Source organism: Nocardia mikamii NBRC 108933, from assembly GCF_001613505.1.
Classification (GTDB): Bacteria; Actinomycetota; Actinomycetes; order Mycobacteriales; family Mycobacteriaceae; genus Nocardia; species Nocardia mikamii.
Map to the genome: position 1 here is coordinate 1 of NZ_BDCM01000021.1, position 15,395 is coordinate 15,395.

Here is a 15,395-nt window from a genome sequence, read left to right on the forward strand (position 1 = left end):
GGGTCCGGCTCTGGTGAGGGTTCTGGGTCCGGCTCTGGTGAGGGTTCTGGGTCCGGCTCCGGCGAGGGCTCGGGCTCTGGTTCTGGTGAGGGTTCGGGCTCTGGTTCTGGTTCTGGTTCTGGCGAGGGCTCCGGCTCAGGCTCCGGTTCCGGTGACAGTTCGAGTTCGGGCTCCGGTCACGGTTCGGGGTCGGGCTCGGGTTCTGGCGACGGATCGGGTTCCGGTTCCGGTGATGCTTCGGGTTCCGGTTCCGGTGATGCCTCGGGTTCCGGTTCCGGTGATGCTTCGGGTTCCGGTTCCGGTGACGCCTCGGGTTCCGGCTCCGGCAATACCTCGGCTTCCGGCCAGGGATCGGGCACGACCTCGGCGCACAGTTCCGGTTCCGGCGAGACCGCGAATTCCGGTGCCGATTCGGCGAATTCGAGTGCCGATTCGAATCCCGTCGGCGAGCCCACCGCGGTCCCGGCGACCTATCGCCCGGGAGATCGCTGGCAGTTCGGCATATCTCCGCCCGGCTCGCACCCCTGGCAGCGACTCGCCACCACCGCCCCCGCGAACGGCTCCAACCCTCCGCCGACCAAGACCTGAGCGTACGCACGAAAAAACCGGTGCGGGTCGTGAACCCGCACCGGTTTTCCGTTGTCCCGCAATCTACTTCAGCTGCGCGCTGCTCAGTTCCAGCACGCGCCGGGCCACGATCAGCTGCTGGATCTGCTGGGTGCCTTCGAAGATGTCGAGGATCTTCGAGTCGCGGCTCCACTTCTCCAGCAGGGTGCGCTGCGAGTAGCCGACCGCACCGGCGAGCTCGACGGCCTTCAAGGTCACGTCGGTGCCCATGCGGCCGGCCTTGGCCTTGGACATGGAGGCTTCGAGGGAGTTGGGCTTCTTGTTGTCGGCCATCCACGCCGCGCGCAGGGCGAGCAGGTAGGCGGCTTCCCAATCCGATTCCATGCGAAGGAATTCCGCGGCGGCGGCGGACTGGTTGTTCGCGGGGAGGTCGTAGGAGATCTCCACACCGGACTCCTCGAGGATGGTACGCAGTTCCTCGAGGGCGGCGCGGCCGACGCCGATGGCCATGGCGGCCACCAGCGGGCGGGTGTTGTCGAAGGTCTGCATGACCCCGGCAAAACCCTTCTCCACGTTGACTTCCGGGCTGCCGAGGATGTTGTCGGCCGGAATGCGGCAGTCCTCGAGGCGCAGTTCGGCGGTGTCGGAGGCCTTGATGCCGAGCTTGTGTTCGAGGCGAGCCACGGTGAGGCCCTTGGCATCTCGCGGCACCACGAACGACTTGATCGCCGCGCGGCCCTTGGACTTGTCCACCGAGGCCCACACCACGATGTGGGTGGCGCGCGAGCCGGCGGTCACGAAGATCTTGGTGCCGTTGAGAACCCACTCGTCACCGTCGAGCACCGCGGTGGTCGACACGGCCGCGGAGTCCGAACCGAAGGAAGGTTCGGTGATGGCCATCGCCGCCCACACCTTGCCGAAGCGCTCCAGCTGCTCGTCGGTGGCGACCGCGGCGATGGCCGCGTTGCCCAGTCCCTGGTAGGGGATCGACAGCATCAAACCGACATCGCCCCAGCAGGTTTCGAGCGCGTTCAGCAGTGCGGACATGTTGCCGCCGTTGCTGTTGCCGAGCAGTTCGGTGGAGTGGCTGTCGGCGGCCTCCTCCCCGGATTTGGCCTTGCGGCCGCCGGTGGCGCCGGAGATGTCCTGGGTGCCGGAGTCGGCCAGGCCCTCCACCATGGCGGCCATGGTGTCGAGCTCCACCGGGTATTCGTGCTCGGCCAGGTCGTATTTGCGCGAGATGGGCCGGAAGATCTCGGCGGCGACCTGATGGGCCTGGTTGGCGCTGGCCCGCAGCTTCTTGGGGAGTTCGAGATTGATCATCGGAATGTCTCCATCAATACGGTTCAGGGGGTCGAGGAGACCCGGATCAGATCAGGACCACACCTTCGGCGACGCCGATCGCCCGCAGATCGCGGTACCAGCGCTCGACCGGGTGTTCCTTGGTGTAGCCGTGACCGCCGAGCAGCTGCACGCCGTCCAGGCCGATCTGCATGCCCTTGTCGGTGGCGAACTTGCGGGCCAGCGCCGCCTCCCGGGAGAAGGACAGCCCCTGCTCCGCGCGTGACGCACCCCGCAGAGTCACGAGCCGCAGGCCGTCGAGTTCGATGGCGATATTGGCGACCATGAACGCCACCGCCTGCCGGTTCGCGATCGGCTCGCCGAACGCCTCGCGCTCCTTCACGTACGGCTTGACGTAGTCCAGCACGGCCTGGCCGGTGCCGACCGCGAGCGACGCCCAGCCCAGGCGGGCCAGCCGCACGGCGTCGGCGTACTCCTCGGCGCGCTGCGCGGCGTCGCCGTCACCCAGGATGGCCTCGGCCGGAACCGCGACGTTGTCCAGGATCAGCCGGCCCAGGCCGGCGGCGCGCAGGCCCATGCTCGGATCGGCCTCGATCACGACACCCGGCGTATCCGATTCGACGATGAAAAGCGCGGGGCGGCCGTCGATTTCGGCGCCGACGATGAACAACTCGGCGTCGGCGGCGGCCGGAACCAGGCTCTTGACGCCGTTGATCCGGTAGCCGCTGGGGGAGCGGGTGGCCTTGGTCTGCAGCGCGAACGGATCGAACAACGCCCGCGGCTCGCTGATCACGACCGAGGCCTGCGGCACGTTCTCACCCGTGAAGGCGCCCAGGTAGGTCTGCTGCTGCGCGTCCGAACCCCACTGCGACAGCGCGACGGCCACACCCGACGGGGCCAGGATCGGCAGGGCCAGGCCCATATCGCCGTGCGCCAGCGCCTCGGCGACCAGCGAGTTGGTGACGGCGCCACGCTCGGTGGCGGCACCCTCGAGTTCCTCGGGCACGTTGATCAGCGTGATGCCCAGTTCGGCGGCGCGCTCGAGCAGATCCTTGGGCGCCTGGGCCGCGCCGTCGGCCTCGTAGGCCGCCGGGCGCAGGATCTCCGCGGCGAATTCGCGCACCGTCTCGACGATCATCTGCTGCTCGTCGGTCGGGGTGAGGTCGAAGTAGTCCTTGCTGCGGGACTCGTTGGCGGGCAAGCGCTTCGGCTTACCACCACCGGATACCTTGCCGAATGCGCGGGTCGCGGCGCCGAGCGTGCGGAAGCCGGTCTTCGTGCCCTCGTAGGTCAAGCGTTCGATGGGCTTGCGCAGGTTGCACTTCTCGGCCAGTTCGGAACCGGTAATGGTCGTCATGACCCGCATGGCCGCGCCCATCCAGTCGCGCTTGACCGGGTTGAGGCCGACAGCGGAATCCGGACGTCGCTTCGTTGCGGTGTCTCGAGTGCTCATAGTCACCAGTCTTCTCGGGTGTGGGTATCGGGTGATCGGTCCCAGGATCTTACTTTCGAGTAAGTCTATCTTACTCCAGAGTAAGAACGCAGTCGAGAGGCTGCGGATATCGCCGTGATCTCGATCCCATCGCCGCCTCGGCAACCGCGCCGCGTAAGCAGGGCAATTGACCAGGACGGCCACCGAGTACCCAGGTGTAACGGAGCCGAACGCGAAAACGGCCGAACGGCGAACGCCGCATCGGCCGGGGCTTCGGCGCAATGCGGCGTTCGGTTTCCCAGGGTGCTGGATTCCGGGGGTGGTCGGAGAAAAGCGGTCGGCAGGGCGAGACGGTGCCGGCGTCGCACATGCGCCGGCCGCCGTCCTCAGGGGCGCAGCGCGGCGAGTACCGAGTCGTGCAGCAACCCGTTGGTGGCGACCGCGCTACCGTGATGCGGTCCGGGGTTCCCGTCCAGGGCGGTGAAGCGGCCGCCGGCCTCGCGCACCAGTACATCGAGGGGTGCCAGATCCCACAGCGAGACCTCCGGCTCGGTGGCGATGTCGACCGCGCCCTCGGCGAGCAGGCAGTAGCCGAAGAAGTCGCCGTAGCCGCGGGTGCGCCACACCTGATCGGTCAGTTCGATCAACTGGTCACGCAGGCCCAGGTCCCGCCAGCCGGACAGGCTGGAGATCGCGAGACTGGCCGAATTCAATCCGCCGACCTCGGACACCGTGATCGGCTTCGGTTCCCCGGCCTCGAAGCGGGTCCACGCGCCGGAACCCGTTGCGGCCCACCAGCGTCGGCTCAACGCGGGCGCGCTGACGGCGCCGACGACCGGAACGCCGTCCCGCAGCAGCGCGATCAGGCTGGCCCACACCGGAACTCCGCGCACGAAATTCTTGGTGCCGTCGATCGGATCGATCACCCACTGCCGGCCGATGAACTCGGCCTCACCGCCGAACTCCTCACCCAGCACCGCGTCGTGCGGGCGGCGCTCGATGAGGATTTCGCGGAGCGCCCGCTCCACCGCCAGATCCGCGTCCGAGACGGGAGTCAGATCCGGTTTGCTGTTCACCTTCAGGTCGAGGGCGCCGAAACGATCACGGGTGATCGCATCGGCCGCATCGGCCAACAGCAGGGCAAGTTCGAGATCGCCGGCATGATCGCTCACACGGCAACCGTAATCGGCGCACCCGATCGGAGCCATTCGGCCTCGCGGCGGCCCGTTTACTGCTGCGGATTCCAGACCGCGGGCCAATCCTTACCGCGGAAAGCCGCATCGATACCGCCGTCGCAGAAGATCACCGAGCCGACGAAGAAGCCGGCCTTGTCCGACAACAGGAAGGCCGCGAGGTCGGCGATCTCCTCGGGGCGTCCCGGCCGGCCGATCGGGGTCATGGCGAGGAACTGCTTCATCCCCTCGCCGGTGAGCGCGTCCTTGCTGCCCTCCTGGGTCATCGGGGTGTCGATGATGCCGGGCGCGATGGCGTTGAGGCGGATGCCGTCGGCGATGTATTCCGCCGATTTGGTGCGGGCGTACCAGGCCAGGGCCGCTTTCGTCGCCGGATAGGCCTGGATCGCGCCCAGGTCGCCGAACGATTCGGCGATGCCGCGGGCCCGTTCCTCGTCGCCGGCCAGGCACGCGTCGGCCAGCTCCACCGGCCAGAGCGGTTGTGTCGTCGTGGAATTCGACGACACCAGCACCACCGAGGCGTTGCCGGATTCGCGCAGCAGCGGCCGCAGCCCCTCCAGCAGGGCGATCGCGCCGAAGTAGTTCACCGACACCACGAGCCCGCCGGGACGCCCGGTCGCCGCGGCGACCCCGGCGAAGGGCAGGAATCCGTCCAGCCGGCCCGCGCTGATCCGGGTGACCTCGGCGACCGCGTGCGCCCGGCCCTCGGCCGTGGCCAGGTCGGCGGTCACTTCGGTGTCGCGCAGATCGACACCGATGACCCGGTGCCCTTCTTTCTCCAGGTGAGCGGCGACGGCCGCCCCGATCCCCGACGCGCTCCCGGTTACGGCGATGGTCCCCATCGACCCTCCTGTTTCGGCTGGATGAAATCACGACTCAGACATTCGAAATCGAGGCTAGTGGCCGGGGCCGGTCGTGTGGCGCTGCGTTCCGCTGAGCGGGCCTGCCGCGTTGTTCACGCCGCGACCCGCGCCGCAGCCAAAGCAGTCGCCCACCAGTGCAATTGGTCGAGCATTCCCGCTGCCGCCGCCTCGGATTCGCTCGGTGCGGTCCACTGCCCCTCGGCGTCGAACTGCTGGTAGTACCGAGGGAACGAGACGTAGTCGCGGATCGTGTGCGCGTTCAGTTCGGCGAACACCTGCCGCAGGTGGGCGATGGCGTTCAGCCCGCCGCTCGCACCGCTGTAGCCCACGAATCCGATCGCCTTGCGGTCCCACTGCGTGTAGTGCCAGTCGATCGCGGTTTTGATCGATGCCGGGTAGCTGTTGTTGATATCCGGCGTGACGACGACCATCGCGTCGGCGGCGTCCAAGCGCGCCGTGAGATCGAGCATTCCGGCCGGACGCTGCGGATTCGGCTCGATCCGTGGTGATACGGCGGGCAGCGCGACGGGCAGATCGGCCTCCGCGAGGTCGATCAGGTCGACCTCGAAGCCGTCGTGCCGCCGGGCCTGTTCGGCGAACCATTCACCGACCACCGGCCCGAACCGGCCCTCCCGGACGCTGGCGATGACAACGGCGAGCCGCAGTGTGCTGCTGGACATTTCGGATCTCCTTCGGAAAGCGTCGTTCGCTGTCGTCGACTCTGCCGTCCGGACACAAGGCCAGGGAGCCCGCTGTGAGGGTGGTAGTGAGAGGGATACCCTCGGCGCGCCCCGCGCTGTTAGCGTCGATCTGTGAGCGATAACGAGCTGGGGCTTTTCCTGCGTACTCGGCGGGAGGCGGTCACCCCCGCCGAGGTCGGGCTCCCGGCCGGACCCCGCCGCCGCACCCCGGGACTGCGCCGCGCTGAACTCGCGACACTCGCCGGCGTCAGCGTCGAATATCTGATCCGGTTGGAACAGGGCCGCGACCGGCATCCCTCGACGGGTGTGCTGTCCGCCCTGGCCGATGCCCTCCGGCTGAGCCCGAGCGAGCGCGTCCAACTGCATCGGCTGGTCAAGTCGGCCGACCCAGGATTCAGCTGCACCGGCGGTGCTCTGCCCAATCGCTCGGTCCGGCCCGCGGTGCAAGCGATTCTCGACCGTCTCGCCCCGGCGCCCGCGGCCGTCTTCAACCGGCTCGGTGAGGTCCTGAGCTGCACTGATGGCTACCGCGCACTGGTCGGCGGCACCGGCTTGCTCGACCACGGCCTGCCCGCGGGCTACCCGCGCTGGTTGTTCACCGATCCGCGCGCCCGCGTCGTGTACCCGGAGTGGGACCGTCGTGCCGATCTCGCGGTGGCGAATCTGAAGGCAGGTCCCTTCCGCTCGGATCCGGCCATCGCCGTGCTCGCCGACGAGCTGACGCTGCTGGCGGGTGCCGCATTCACCCGCCGCGTCGCCGACATCGCCGGACTGCCCGATACCAGCGGCATCAGCCGGATGAACCATCCCGAGGCCGGCCCGCTGCGGCTGGCCTACGAACGGCTGGACCTGTCCGCCGACGACGACCAGTACATCCAGGTCCAGCTCCCCGCCGACGACGCGACCGCCGCGGCCCTCGACACGCTGCTGGGCCGTCGCCCGGGTGGACTGCGCGCGGTATCCGGCTGAGCCGCCACGGCGCCCGCGCTGCCGGCGCCTCGCCGCATTTCACCGCCACCTGCGTGAGCGGTAGATTGGACAACCGTGCATCCTGACGTTTCCGCTGATCTCGCCGAACTCGACACCACGTTGAAGACTGTCGAGTCGGTGCTCGACGTCGACGAGCTGCGCCGTCGCATCGACGAACTCGAACATCAGGCCGCCGATCCGGAGCTGTGGAACAACCAGGAACACGCCCAGCAGGTGACCAGCGAGCTGTCGCACGCCCAGGGTGAGCTGCGCCGCGTCACCGAGTTGCGGCAGCGGCTCGACGATCTGCCGGTGCTCTACGAACTCGCCGAAGAGGAAGAGGGCGAGGCCCGGACGTCCGCGCTGGCCGATGCCGACGCCGAACGCGCCGCGCTGCACGCCGACGTCGAGGCGATGGAGGTTCGCACCCTGCTCTCGGGCGAGTACGACAAGCGCGAGGCGCTGGTCAACATCCGCTCGGGCGCGGGTGGGGTGGACGCCGCCGACTGGGCGCAGATGCTGATGCGCATGTACGTGCGCTGGGCCGAGCGCCACAAGTACCCGGTCGAGATCTACGACACCTCCTACGCCGAGGAGGCGGGCATCAAGAGCGCCACCTTCGCGGTGAAGGTGCCCTACGCCTACGGCACCCTCTCGGTGGAGATGGGGACCCACCGCCTGGTGCGGATCAGCCCCTTCGACAACCAGGGCCGGCGCCAGACCTCCTTCGCCGAGGTCGAGGTGCTGCCGGTGGTCGAGGGCACCGACCATATCGAGGTCCCGGAATCGGAGATCCGCGTCGACGTGTACCGCTCGTCGGGCCCGGGTGGTCAGAGCGTCAACACCACCGACTCGGCGGTGCGGATCACCCACATCCCGACCGGCATCGTGGTGACCTGCCAGAACGAGAAGTCGCAGCTGCAGAACAAGATCTCGGCCATGCGCGTGTTGCAGGCGAAACTGCTCGAGCGCAAACGCCAGGAGGAGCGCGCCGAGATGGATGCGCTCAAGACCAACGAGGGTGCCTCCTGGGGTAATCAGATGCGCTCGTACGTGCTGCACCCGTATCAGATGGTCAAGGACCTGCGCACCAACTTCGAGGTGAACAATCCGTCCTCGGTTCTCGACGGTGATATCGACGGCTTCATCGAAGAGGGAATCCGCTGGCGGATGCGCCAGGACGCGTGAAACTCGCCTATCACGGCACAATCACGGCATATCGGTCGGCGTGCGGTCGTAGTAACCTGTCTGGCGTGTGTTCGGGCGCCAGAACGGCTTGTGTCGGTGCACGGTTGATACCGGAAAGGATGCGCCGATGACGACGACTCTCGCGGCCGGAACCGGGGCGGAATTCACCTCGTGGCTGCGCGGCAGCGGGCTGGAGATCGTGCTCCTGATCGTGGGCGCGATGCTGTTCAGCCGCTTCGCCACCTTCGTGCGCGACCGGATCACCCGCCGCATCGACTCCGGCTTCCAGAGCAGCGATTCGCTGGTGCGCACCGAGGCCGCCAAACATCGGCACGCGCTGGCCCAGGTCATCACCTGGGTCGTGCTGGTGATCGTGTACTTCCTGGTATCGCTGGAAGTGTTGCGGCGCTTGGGGTTCCAGCTCAGCGGCCTGGTCGCGCCGGCGGCGGTACTCGGTGCCGCGCTCGGTTTCGGCGCCCAGCGCATCGTGCAGGACCTGCTGGCCGGATTCTTCCTGATCACCGAGCGGCAGTACGGATTCGGTGATGTGGTGCGCATCGCGGTCACCGGGCAATCCGAGCCGGCCGAAGGTACCGTGGAGGACGTCACGCTGCGGATCACCACGCTGCGCAATCCCGACGGGGAGGTCATCACGGTGCCCAACGGGCAGATCGTGAAAGTGACCAATCTGTCGAAGGATTGGGCTCGTGCGGCGATCGATGTGCCGGTGCCCGCCACCGCCGATATCACCAAGGTCAACGAGATCCTGCACGAAGTGGGCGCCAAGGCATTTCAGGATCGCCGCCTGAAATCGCTACTGCTGGACGAACCTACGGTGATGGGTCTGGAAGATCTCACCGTCGACCAGATGAACATCCGGATGGTGGCCCGCACACTGCCGGGTAAACAATTCGACGTCGGACGTGAGCTGCGTGTGCGTGTCGCCGCGGCGCTGCGTCGGGAGGGTTTGAGTGAAACCGCGTAAATCGACCGCGATCCTGCTCAGTGTCTGGGTCGCGACGCTCGTGTTGTATCTGTTCGTGAAACCGGCCACGCCGGACCATTCAGGTTTCAACATCGCGAATACCGTTTCCGGTTCCGCGCTGACGACCGCGCCCGCCCGCTGACCTCTCTGTGACAAGTCGCATGCCGTGGAGTGGGCCGGAGTGTGCCATGACTTCGCTGGCTACACTGGCACCTCGTGATCACCCTGCGGAACGTCACCAAGTCTTATAAAACCTCGACGAGACCCGCGCTGGACAATGTTTCGGTCGAGGTCGACAAGGGCGAGTTCGTCTTCATTATCGGACCGTCCGGGTCGGGTAAATCGACGTTCATGCAACTGTTGCTGAAAGAGGTCAAGCCGACCACCGGCGAAGTGCATGTCGCCGATTTCCGGGTCGACCGGTTGCCGGGACGGCGGGTGCCCAAGCTGCGCCAGCGCATCGGCTGCGTCTTCCAGGATTTCCGATTGCTGCAGCAGAAGACGGTCGAGCAGAACGTGGCGTTCGCGCTCGAGGTGATCGGCAAGAATCGCAAATTCATCAATCGGGCGGTGCCGGAGGCGCTGGACCTGGTGGGTTTGTCCGGCAAGGCGGATCGCCTGCCGACCGAGCTGTCCGGCGGTGAACAGCAGCGGGTCGCGATCGCGCGCGCGTTCGTGAACCGGCCGCTGGTGCTGCTCGCCGACGAGCCCACCGGCAACCTGGACCCCGACACCAGTCAGGACATCATGATGTTGCTGGAACGCATCAACCGCACGGGCACCACGGTGCTGATGGCCACCCACGACAATCACATCGTCGACGCCATGCGCCGGCGCGTGGTCGAACTCGATCGCGGTCGACTGGTCCGCGACGAGGCCACCGGCGTGTACGGGGTGGGCCGGTAATGCGCGCGAGCTTCCTGTTCGGTGAGGTCTTCAACGGCCTACGCCGCAACGTCACCATGACCATCGCGATGATCCTCACCACCGCGGTCTCGCTCACCATGCTCGGCGGCGGCATGCTGGCCGTCCGGATGGCCGACAAGACCGAGCAGTACTTCCTGGACCGGCTCGAGGTGCGGCTGTACCTGACCGAAGACGTCTCGGCCAACGATCCGGACTGCTCGCAGGATCCGTGCAAGGCGCTGATGTCGTCGCTCAAATCCGAGCCCGGCGTGGAATCGGTGCAGTACCTCAATCGCGAGGAGGCGGTCCGCGAGGCGAAGGAGAAGACCTTCAAGGACCAGCCCGAGCTGGCCAAATACGTCAGCGAGTCGCCGCTGCCGGCCTCGCTGCGCGTCAAGATGACCGACGCCGCGCAGTACCCGCGCATCTTCAAGGACTTCCAGGGCAAGCCCGGCGTCGGATTCGTACGCAACGACAAGGACATCGTCGACCGGCTGGTGAGCCTGTTCGACGGCCTGCGTAACGCGGCCTTCGGCCTGGCCGTGCTGCAGGCCCTGGCCGCCCTGCTGCTGATCGCGAATATGGTGCAGATCGCGGCGTTCACCCGCCGGGAAGAAGTCGGCATCATGCGTCTGGTCGGTGCGACGCGCTGGTACACCCAGCTGCCGTTCCTGCTCGAGGCGGTGGTCGCGGCGCTGGCCGGGTCGGTGCTGGCGGTGATCGGACTGATGGTCGCGCGACCGCTGGTCATCGACCGCGCCCTCGGTGATCTGTTCGCCTCGAAGGTCTTCCCGCGCATCACCGGTGACGACATCGCGGTGGTGGCGCTGACCGTGGTGCCCGTCGGCATCGTGTTCGCCGCGCTGACGGCCTACGGCACGCTGCGCTACTACGTGCGCGAATAGGGTCGTTCCGGGTTCCAGCCGGAGCAGAGCAGGTCGATGGCTTCGATGCGGTCGCCCGCGACGGCGAAGAGATGTTGTTCCGCGATCCGCGCGGGCGCGTCGGTGTCGATCGGCCACATGCGGACCAGGTACCGCAGATACACCTTGTCGCCGACGCGGCCGGTCTCGCAGCTGAGCACCTCGAACGCGTCCGGCCCGCCGAACCAGTGCCGGAACCGGCTCACCGCCGCGTCGGCGGTGTCGGTGTCGAAGGGACCCGGCGGTATCAGCCCGCGCATCCGGACGTCCGGAGTGAGACAGCGCGACAGTTCGGTGAAGTCGCGGGCGGTCAGTGCGTCGAGGAATCGGCCTGTTACCGGTCGATCCGTGGTGGGGGTGGATGTGATCGTGGTCATATCTTTTTGTACGACCGCAGGGCTTTCCGCACATCGGGCGAACACCCGATCTCGGGCGACGGGTGTGCGCCGAACGGCGCTCAGTCCGCGCCCACCAGGCCGTGGCGCATGGCGAACATCGCCGCAGCGCCCCGGGTGGTGACGCCGATCTTCGTATAGATGTGCTCGATATGGCTACCCGCCGTGCGCGGCGTGATGGACAACTGCGCCGCGATCTGTTTGTTCGACCGTCCTCGCACCAGCAGTTGCAGCACCTCGATCTCCCGTGCCGTCAGGCCGGCGACCTGCCGGATGCGGCGCGGGGCCCGCTGTCCGGCGGCTTCCAGAACCGCGCGCACCGCGTCGGAGTCGAGCCGACCGGCGGCGACCTCGTCTTTCAGGATCGCGCAGCGCTGATCGAGGGCCAGCGCGGCGCGATACGGCCGCTCCTCGCCGAGCGCCTGAAACGTGTCGGCCGCCGCGATCAACCGCGCCGACGGCGGAATCGCCGCACCCGAAACGCCGCGCGGATAGCCGGAACCGTCCATCCGTTCATGGCACAGACCCGCCACCGTGCCGAGCCTGCGCAGCCGCGCACACCGCGACAACACCCGCTCGGTGAGATAGGGAACCATCCGGACCCGTTCGAATTCCGCCGGCGACAGCGCGGTGGCCTTGTCCCAGATGCCGGTGGAGACACCGGTGACGCCGAGTCTCGACACCAGTGCCGCTCGCGTCACCTCCGCCGCCTCCTCGCCGGCCATCCCGCAGTGCCGCGCGGCGGCGCCGGCCAGTGCGGCGGTCGCGCGGGTGTGGCCCAGGAACCACGGCGACTTCAGGTCGGCATAGTCGGCGAAGATTTCCAGCACCTCGGTCAGCTCCGCGTCGGGCACCCAGCGATCCAGCGCGGCGCAACCGTCGATGACGGCACTCCAGGCATCGACGGCATCGATGTCATCGAGTACCTCGGGCCGTCGTTCGCACAGCGCCACCAGCTCCGGATCGAACTCGGTGCCGCTGCGCGAACGCAGCATCTCGACCGCCGCCGCGGGGCCGCCGAACCGGCAATAGACCTCGGCGTCGTCGGCGATCTGCACGACCCGCGTCACCCGCGTGATCCGCGCACCCGCGATCCCGTCCGGCACTCCTTTGCCGTCCCAACGCTCGAACGCCTGCGGCAGCGCGGCACACACCTCGTCCGGCAACCGCAACCGATCCGCGATATCGGCCGTCGTCTGACAGTGGGTCAGGAAGGAATGCATCGCATCCCGGAATCCGCTGGTCAGAAAGGCGCCGGTCAGCGCCATCCGTCGTATCGGCGACAACCCCGGCCCGATATGGCCGAGCAGAAACCCCATCATCGGCAGCCCGGCCTTGTCGACCCGGTAGCTGTCCGCGCGGATCACCCGATCGTCACCGAACCAGTGCGCCATCTCGTGCGAATCCGCGACACACCCCACCCATGCGAGCAGCGACACATAGAACGCGCCCGCCTGCTCCGCGCCGGAGAACCCGGCGGCCTTCGCCAGCCGCGTGGCGATCACCGTCTGCCGCAGCACATGCTCCTCCGGCTGCCCCAGACCGAGATCCGTGGCCAGCGACAGCGAGGCGACCAACTCGGCCAGCCGCAACCCGACCGGCGGTGTGTCCATGGAGTAATTGTGCTCGTATTTTCGGCCTCCGCTTCGCTGCGGCGGGGTTCGCGGTCTCGGAGGGCGCTCGTATTCGGGTCGGGTGGACGTCTGCCGCGAGGGAGATCGGGTTGGCGAAGGTTTGCCGCCCCGCGGGATCTTCGTGGACGGGGTGCGGCTGTGGATTGGGGGTTCGGATCGTCGGTGGAGGTCCGTAGGATGGCTGGCGTGAATTCCCCGGAGACGCTCGAGACGGCCGACGCTTCGTCGCGCACTGTGGAAACCGATGCGGCGCAACAGGTTCTGCAGCGCGTATTCGGGTACGACAGTTTCCGGGGATTACAGCGCGAGATCGTCGAGCAGGTCGTCTCCGGTGGCGACGCGCTCGTTCTGATGCCCACCGGCGGCGGCAAGTCGCTGTGTTATCAGATTCCGGCGCTGGTGCGGCCCGGGGTGGGTGTGGTCATCTCACCGTTGATCGCGCTGATGCAGGACCAGGTCGACGCGCTGACCGCGCTCGGGGTGCGGGCCGGCTTCCTCAACTCCACCCAATATCCGGACGAGCGGCGCACGGTCGAGGCGCAGTTCGTCGCGGGCGAGCTGGACGTGTTGTATCTGGCGCCGGAGCGGTTGAAGCTCGAATCGACCGCGGATTTGCTCGATCGCGGCAAGGTGTCGGTCTTCGCCATCGACGAGGCGCACTGTGTCTCGCAGTGGGGCCACGACTTCCGTCCCGACTACCTGGCGCTGTCGGTACTGCACGAACGCTGGCCGGACGTGCCGCGGATCGCGTTGACCGCCACCGCCACCGAGGCCACGCGCCGCGAGATCGCCGAACGGCTCGACCTCACCGGGGCGAAGCATTTCGTCGCGGGTTTCGACCGGCCCAATATCCAGTACCGGATCGAACCGAAGAATCGCGCCGATCAGCAACTGCTGTCCTTCATCCGCACCGAACATCCAGGGGAGGCGGGCATCGTCTACTGCCTGTCCCGCAATTCGGTCGAGCGCACCGCGGAATTCCTGTGCCGCAACGGAATCGAGGCGGTGCCCTATCACGCCGGCCTGGACGCGCGCACCCGTGCCACCAATCAGTCCAGGTTCCTGCGCGAGGACGGATTGATCGTCGTCGCGACCATCGCCTTCGGCATGGGCATCGACAAACCCGATGTGCGGTTCGTGGCACATCTGGATCTGCCGAAGTCGGTGGAGGGCTACTACCAGGAGACCGGTCGCGCCGGTCGTGACGGCCTGCCGTCCACCGCCTGGATGGTCTACGGCCTCAATGATGTTGTGCAGCAACGCAAGATGATCGACTCCTCCGAGGGTGACGCGGCGCACCGGCGGCAGTTGCAACTGCATCTGGACGCGATGCTCGCGCTGTGTGAGACCGTGCAGTGCCGCCGCACCCAGCTGCTCAACTATTTCGGCCAGTCCGGTGACACCTGCGGCAACTGCGACACCTGCCTGAATCCGCCGGAGTCCTGGGACGGCACGGTCGCCGCGCAGAAGGTTCTCTCGACGGTGCTGCGGCTCAGACGTGAACGCGGGCAGAGCTTCGGCGCCGGGCATATCGTCGACATCCTGCTCGGGAAGTCGAATCCGAAAGTGTTGCAGCACAAGCACAACGAGTTGAAAGTCTTCGGCGTCGGCGCCGATCTGCGCGATACCGAGTGGCGCGGCGTGATTCGCCAGTTGCTCGCCCAGGGCCTGCTCGCGGTGCACGGTGAATACGGTGTGCTGACCCTCACCGAAGCCAGCGACGACGTGCTGTTCAAGAAGCGCACGGTCCTCATGCGCCGCGAGCCGGAACGAGTGAAGCCGCCGCGCGCCGCCAAGGCGAAGGCGTCCCGCCTCGCGGCGGCCGAGCTGGCGCCCGCCGCGGCGGGACTGTTCGAACAGCTCCGCACCTGGCGCGCCTCGGTCGCCAAGGAGCAGGGCGTTCCCGCCTACGTCGTCTTCCACGACGCCACCCTGCGCGATATCGCCGGCCGGGCCCCCGCGAGCCTGGCCGAACTCGGCGGGATCAGCGGAATCGGTGAGAACAAGCTCGCGAAGTACGGCGAGGGTGTCCTCGAGGTGGTCGCGGGATTCGATGCGGGTAGCTCGGGCGGTGCGCCGGAGGCGCCGGCCTCGCGTCCGAACCGAGCCGAGCGACCGGCCGACCAGCGTGGCTCCTCTCGCGCAGCCGCATCGAGTGCCCGCTCGCGCCCCGAGCCGTCTCGTGGCACGGTGACGCGCTCGAGGTTCGAGGCCTCGGACCCGGGCGCCCCGGATGATTCGGTGAACTGGGACATCCCCGACGCCGATTTCGAGCCCCCGCCGGAAGACTTCTACTGAACCGCTCGGTGAGCCGGCCTGCCCGCTCACCAGCGCGGC

At 67.6% G+C, this 15,395-nt stretch carries 15 protein-coding genes; 7 read left to right on the forward strand and 8 right to left on the reverse strand.

Going from position 1 to position 15,395, the window contains the following annotated elements:
• Positions 1-176: 176 nt before the first annotated feature.
• From NMI01S_RS35450 to NMI01S_RS28670, 6 genes are all read right to left on the reverse strand, one after another.
• Positions 177-455 (reverse strand): hypothetical protein, encoded by a 279-nt coding sequence (locus NMI01S_RS35450; RefSeq protein WP_167669959.1) that lies wholly within the window; start codon positions 453-455, stop codon positions 177-179.
• Positions 456-651: 196 nt separating this feature from the next.
• A complete protein-coding gene (locus tag NMI01S_RS28650; protein ID WP_063001839.1) occupies positions 652-1,890 on the reverse strand; it encodes an acyl-CoA dehydrogenase family protein in 1,239 nt (412 codons plus the stop codon).
• Between the two features lie 46 nt (positions 1,891-1,936).
• Positions 1,937-3,322 carry an acyl-CoA dehydrogenase family protein gene (locus tag NMI01S_RS28655; protein ID WP_084513364.1) on the reverse strand — a complete coding sequence of 462 codons (1,386 nt, stop codon included), beginning with the start codon at positions 3,320-3,322 and terminating at the stop codon, positions 1,937-1,939.
• 365 nt (positions 3,323-3,687) lie between these two features.
• The gene (hisN, locus tag NMI01S_RS28660; protein WP_245717070.1) at positions 3,688-4,473 is read right to left on the reverse strand and encodes a histidinol-phosphatase; all 786 of its coding nucleotides are present in this window, start codon (positions 4,471-4,473) and stop codon (positions 3,688-3,690) included.
• A gap of 56 nt (positions 4,474-4,529) precedes the next feature.
• Positions 4,530-5,336 carry an SDR family oxidoreductase gene (locus NMI01S_RS28665; protein WP_063001841.1) on the reverse strand — a complete coding sequence of 269 codons (807 nt, stop codon included), beginning with the start codon at positions 5,334-5,336 and terminating at the stop codon, positions 4,530-4,532.
• 113 nt (positions 5,337-5,449) lie between these two features.
• Positions 5,450-6,037: an NADPH-dependent FMN reductase gene (locus NMI01S_RS28670; RefSeq protein ID WP_063001842.1), complete on the reverse strand. Its 588-nt coding sequence runs from the start codon at positions 6,035-6,037 to the stop codon at positions 5,450-5,452.
• Between the two features lie 132 nt (positions 6,038-6,169).
• On the opposite strand from NMI01S_RS28670, the gene NMI01S_RS28675 reads away from it, so the two are divergent.
• From NMI01S_RS28675 to ftsX, 6 genes are all read left to right on the forward strand, one after another.
• Positions 6,170-7,027 carry a helix-turn-helix domain-containing protein gene (locus NMI01S_RS28675; protein WP_063001843.1) on the forward strand — a complete coding sequence of 286 codons (858 nt, stop codon included), beginning with the start codon at positions 6,170-6,172 and terminating at the stop codon, positions 7,025-7,027.
• Positions 7,028-7,102: 75 nt separating this feature from the next.
• Positions 7,103-8,215: a peptide chain release factor 2 gene (gene prfB / locus NMI01S_RS28680; RefSeq protein WP_036504255.1), complete on the forward strand. Its 1,113-nt coding sequence runs from the start codon at positions 7,103-7,105 to the stop codon at positions 8,213-8,215.
• A gap of 127 nt (positions 8,216-8,342) precedes the next feature.
• Positions 8,343-9,200 (forward strand): mechanosensitive ion channel family protein, encoded by an 858-nt coding sequence (locus tag NMI01S_RS28685; protein ID WP_039780106.1) that lies wholly within the window; start codon positions 8,343-8,345, stop codon positions 9,198-9,200.
• A complete protein-coding gene (locus NMI01S_RS35140; RefSeq protein ID WP_157104419.1) occupies positions 9,187-9,342 on the forward strand; it encodes an Rv3103c transmembrane domain-containing protein in 156 nt (51 codons plus the stop codon). Before NMI01S_RS28685 ends, NMI01S_RS35140 begins: the two co-directional genes overlap by 14 nt.
• Before the next feature lie 74 nt (positions 9,343-9,416).
• Positions 9,417-10,106: a cell division ATP-binding protein FtsE gene (ftsE, locus tag NMI01S_RS28690; RefSeq protein WP_039780105.1), complete on the forward strand. Its 690-nt coding sequence runs from the start codon at positions 9,417-9,419 to the stop codon at positions 10,104-10,106.
• A complete protein-coding gene (gene ftsX, locus NMI01S_RS28695) occupies positions 10,106-11,011 on the forward strand; it encodes a permease-like cell division protein FtsX (protein ID WP_036504252.1) in 906 nt (301 codons plus the stop codon). Before ftsE ends, ftsX begins: the two co-directional genes overlap by 1 nt.
• Here ftsX and NMI01S_RS28700 read toward each other — a convergent pair.
• Both NMI01S_RS28700 and NMI01S_RS28705 read right to left on the reverse strand, forming a co-directional pair.
• Complete coding sequence (locus tag NMI01S_RS28700) at positions 10,996-11,406, reverse strand: nuclear transport factor 2 family protein (protein WP_063001844.1); 411 nt, start codon at positions 11,404-11,406, stop codon at positions 10,996-10,998. The genes ftsX and NMI01S_RS28700 overlap by 16 nt on opposite strands.
• Before the next feature lie 80 nt (positions 11,407-11,486).
• Positions 11,487-13,037 carry an HD domain-containing phosphohydrolase gene (locus NMI01S_RS28705; protein ID WP_063001845.1) on the reverse strand — a complete coding sequence of 517 codons (1,551 nt, stop codon included), beginning with the start codon at positions 13,035-13,037 and terminating at the stop codon, positions 11,487-11,489.
• A gap of 198 nt (positions 13,038-13,235) precedes the next feature.
• Here NMI01S_RS28705 and recQ point away from each other — a divergent pair, with 198 nt between their 5' ends.
• Positions 13,236-15,356: a DNA helicase RecQ gene (gene recQ, locus NMI01S_RS28710; RefSeq protein ID WP_063001846.1), complete on the forward strand. Its 2,121-nt coding sequence runs from the start codon at positions 13,236-13,238 to the stop codon at positions 15,354-15,356.
• Positions 15,357-15,395: the final 39 nt, after the last annotated feature.

What these genes read in the sequence shown, in the direction of transcription:
- recQ (WP_063001846.1), top strand. Translation starts at nt 13,236, where the DNA reads ATGGCTGGCGTGAATTCCCCGGAGACGCTCGAGACGGCCGACGCTTCG.
- NMI01S_RS28650 (WP_063001839.1), bottom strand. Translation starts at nt 1,890, where the DNA reads ATGATCAATCTCGAACTCCCCAAGAAGCTGCGGGCCAGCGCCAACCAG.
- NMI01S_RS28685 (WP_039780106.1), top strand. Translation starts at nt 8,343, where the DNA reads ATGACGACGACTCTCGCGGCCGGAACCGGGGCGGAATTCACCTCGTGG.
- NMI01S_RS28665 (WP_063001841.1), bottom strand. Translation starts at nt 5,336, where the DNA reads ATGGGGACCATCGCCGTAACCGGGAGCGCGTCGGGGATCGGGGCGGCC.
- NMI01S_RS28700 (WP_063001844.1), bottom strand. Translation starts at nt 11,406, where the DNA reads ATGACCACGATCACATCCACCCCCACCACGGATCGACCGGTAACAGGC.
- NMI01S_RS28705 (WP_063001845.1), bottom strand. Translation starts at nt 13,037, where the DNA reads ATGGACACACCGCCGGTCGGGTTGCGGCTGGCCGAGTTGGTCGCCTCG.
- ftsX (WP_036504252.1), top strand. Translation starts at nt 10,106, where the DNA reads ATGCGCGCGAGCTTCCTGTTCGGTGAGGTCTTCAACGGCCTACGCCGC.
- NMI01S_RS28655 (WP_084513364.1), bottom strand. Translation starts at nt 3,322, where the DNA reads ATGAGCACTCGAGACACCGCAACGAAGCGACGTCCGGATTCCGCTGTC.
- NMI01S_RS28670 (WP_063001842.1), bottom strand. Translation starts at nt 6,037, where the DNA reads ATGTCCAGCAGCACACTGCGGCTCGCCGTTGTCATCGCCAGCGTCCGG.